Consider the following 3,030-nt stretch of genomic DNA (forward strand, 5'->3'; position numbering starts at 1 on the left):
GATGTCGACGGCGATCGCCGGCAGCGATGTCGCAATGACGGTCGAATCCATGTTTTCCATGAAAAGGGCGACCGCCAGGATGAGCGGGATGGTGCGGTTCACAAAACGCGTCCGACTTGATTCTTTTACGGTTGACCGGGAGGCAAGCCAACATGCAGGGCGGTTATCATGGGCCGGCTCTGATGTCGCATTAATTTGCTGTCACTTTTGTGCGACTGCGGGGAGACAGGCAGTTCGCTTGGCCTGCCGCCGTGCCTAAATCAGAACTGCCGGGACGGCCAAGGTCTTCTCGTTCCGTCTCCAGGCGCTGGCCAAGCAGCAAAGAATAGCTTGCGAATGGCGATGTGTCACATTATTGTAGTGTATATAACTACTATATGGACTTTGTCATGGAAGAAGCCGTTTCGGCAGCCGATGCCAACCGCAAGTTCTCTCTCATCCTGCGCGGTGTTCGCGAAGGACAGAGCTACGTCGTGACCAGTCACGGACGCCCGGTCGCGCGAATAGTGCCCGCCGATCGACAGCAGGGTGTGGCTTCCCGCTCGCGCGTAGCGTTGTTGTCGCGCCTCGAGCGCCAGCCTGTTTTGGATGTCGGGCGCTGGACCCGTGGCGAGCTCTACGAGGACGAGCGATGAAGGTTGCGCTCGACACCAATGTCCTTGCCTGCGCGGAAGGGGTCAACGGTGCCGAGAAGCGCGATATTGTTCTTGAACTGCTGCGCAACCTACCGCAAGAGGCTGCTGTTATTCCTGTTCAGGTCCTTGGTGAGCTGTACAACGTTCTCGTCCGCAAGGCCGGAAGACCGCCTGTAGAAGCCCGGGATGCCCTTCTGGGCTGGCGCGACGCGTTTCCAGTTGCCGCGACAGTGCAAGACGTAATGATGATGGCGGCTGATCTGGCTACGGACCACCACTTCAGCATTTGGGACGCGGTCATTCTGTCCACCGCTTCCCAAACCGGTTGTCGGATGCTCCTTTCGGAAGACCTGCAAGATGGCTTCACATGGGGTGGGGTAACTGTCGTCAGCCCTTTCGCATCGCCGCGTCACGTTCTGCTCAATGCTCTCTTGGGGGAGTCTTCTGGATAGAACGCGAAACACCGAGACGATCGGCTTTTCATTGGCGCTTGGACGTGGTACCAGCCAGCGCCAATCCTGAAAGGGAAGAAACGAGTCGGCGCTGTCCATTCCGGTCCAGCGCTTTTTTGTATTCCCCCACCGCGTTTTATATTCAAGGGACTGGCCATGGCAAAAATCATCGAAACGTCCACTGGCGCATTGGCGCTGACCTTTGACGACGTGCTGCTGCAGCCCGGCCATTCCGAGGTCATGCCCGGCGAGACCGATGTCCGCACCCGCATCGCCGGCGACATCGACCTCAACGTGCCGATCCTCTCGGCGGCGATGGACACCGTCACCGAGGCCAGGCTCGCCATCGCCATGGCCCAAGCCGGCGGCATTGGCGTCATCCACCGCAATTTCTCGCCGGCCGAACAGGCCGAGCAGGTGCGGCAGGTCAAGAAATTCGAATCCGGCATGGTGGTCAATCCTGTCACCATCGGCCCCGACGCGACGCTCGCCGACGCGCTGGGCCTGATGCGCAGCTATTCGATCTCGGGCATTCCGGTGGTCGAGAATGGTGGCACTGGCGGCCACAAGGTCGGGCGGCTGATCGGCATCCTGACCAATCGCGACGTGCGCTTTGCCTCCGATCCGGCGCAGAAGGTCCATGAGCTGATGACCCGTGACAACCTGATCACGGTCAAGGAGAACGTCGACCAGGACGAGGCCAAGCGGCTTCTGCATCAGCACCGCATCGAAAAGCTGGTTGTCGTCGACAGGCAGGGCAACTGCGTCGGATTGATCACCGTCAAGGACATCGAGAAGTCGCAGCTCAACCCGCACGCCAGCAAGGACGCACAGGGCCGCTTGCGCGCCGCCGCGGCCACCAGCGTCGGCGATGACGGCTATGAACGCGCCGAACGTCTCATCGATGCCGGCGTCGACCTTCTGGTGATCGACACCGCGCATGGCCACTCGCAACGCGTGCTCGACGCGGTGACGCGCGCCAAGAAACTCTCCAACTCGGTTCGCATCCTGGCCGGCAACGTCGCCACCGCCGCGGGCACGCAGGCGCTGATCGACGCCGGTGCCGACGCCGTCAAGGTCGGCATCGGTCCGGGCTCCATCTGCACCACCCGCATCGTCGCCGGCGTCGGCGTGCCGCAGCTCTCGGCGATCATGTCGGCGGTCGAGACGGCGCACAAATCCGGCGTCTCGGTGATCGCCGATGGCGGCATCAAATATTCCGGCGATCTGGCCAAGGCGCTCGCCGCCGGCGCAAGTGCGGCCATGATCGGCTCGCTGCTGGCCGGGACCGACGAAAGCCCGGGCGAGGTCTATCTGCACCAGGGCCGCTCCTTCAAGGCGTATCGCGGCATGGGCTCGGTCGGCGCCATGGCCCGCGGCTCCGCCGATCGCTACTTCCAGGCCGAGGTGCGCGACACGCTGAAATTGGTCCCTGAAGGCATCGAGGGGCAGGTTCCCTACAAGGGACCTGTGTCTGGCGTGCTGCACCAGCTTGCGGGCGGCTTGAAAGCCGCTATGGGTTATGTTGGTGGCCGCGACCTTGCCGATTTCCGCGAGCGCGCCACCTTTGTGCGCATATCCAATGCCGGACTTCGTGAAAGCCACGCCCATGACGTCACGATTACCCGCGAAAGCCCGAACTATCCCGGTGGAGCCTGACCAGTACGGGCTCGGGCGGAACCTGACGGCAACGATCCTGCGGCTGTCTCGCCACGCAGGCGCGCTCTGTTTCCTGTCGGCGGTGGGTTTCATCGCCATGACGGCTTTGGAATTCTTCTATTTCCGCCAGTTGAGCGGCGGCTTGCCGTCGCTCGACATGCGCATTTTAGGGTTTACGCCGGACGAAGGCATGGCCTGGCTGACAGCGCTCGGCCGGCGCGGCGGCGAGATCATTCTCGTCTGGCACTATCTGACCTTCGACCTGTTGTTCCCGGCGCTGCTGT

Annotated in this window: 3 protein-coding genes and 1 pseudogene; all 4 read left to right on the plus strand. The window is 62.1% G+C overall.

Annotated elements, in window-relative coordinates:
* Positions 1-389: 389 nt before the first annotated feature.
* Positions 390-635 carry a type II toxin-antitoxin system prevent-host-death family antitoxin gene (locus EN893_RS26395; RefSeq protein WP_127269485.1) on the plus strand — a complete coding sequence of 82 codons (246 nt, stop codon included), beginning with the start codon at positions 390-392 and terminating at the stop codon, positions 633-635.
* On the plus strand, positions 632-1,087 hold the full coding sequence (locus tag EN893_RS26400) for a PIN domain-containing protein (protein WP_127269486.1): 456 nt from the start codon (positions 632-634) through the stop codon (positions 1,085-1,087). Before EN893_RS26395 ends, EN893_RS26400 begins: the two co-directional genes overlap by 4 nt.
* Before the next feature lie 156 nt (positions 1,088-1,243).
* Positions 1,244-2,746 (plus strand): IMP dehydrogenase, encoded by a 1,503-nt coding sequence (guaB, locus tag EN893_RS26405; RefSeq protein ID WP_127269487.1) that lies wholly within the window; start codon positions 1,244-1,246, stop codon positions 2,744-2,746.
* Positions 2,697-3,030 (plus strand): annotated as a pseudogene (locus tag EN893_RS26410) (hypothetical protein); the annotation flags it as partial. The gene guaB and the pseudogene EN893_RS26410, both read left to right, overlap by 50 nt.

The organism is Mesorhizobium sp. M7A.F.Ca.CA.004.04.2.1, assembly GCF_004022825.1.
GTDB lineage: Bacteria > Pseudomonadota > Alphaproteobacteria > Rhizobiales > Rhizobiaceae > Mesorhizobium.

Excerpts from the sequence above, each read along its gene's own strand:
- EN893_RS26395 (WP_127269485.1), top strand. The coding sequence starts at position 390 with ATGGAAGAAGCCGTTTCGGCAGCCGATGCCAACCGCAAGTTCTCTCTC.
- guaB (WP_127269487.1), top strand. The coding sequence starts at position 1,244 with ATGGCAAAAATCATCGAAACGTCCACTGGCGCATTGGCGCTGACCTTT.
- EN893_RS26400 (WP_127269486.1), top strand. The coding sequence starts at position 632 with ATGAAGGTTGCGCTCGACACCAATGTCCTTGCCTGCGCGGAAGGGGTC.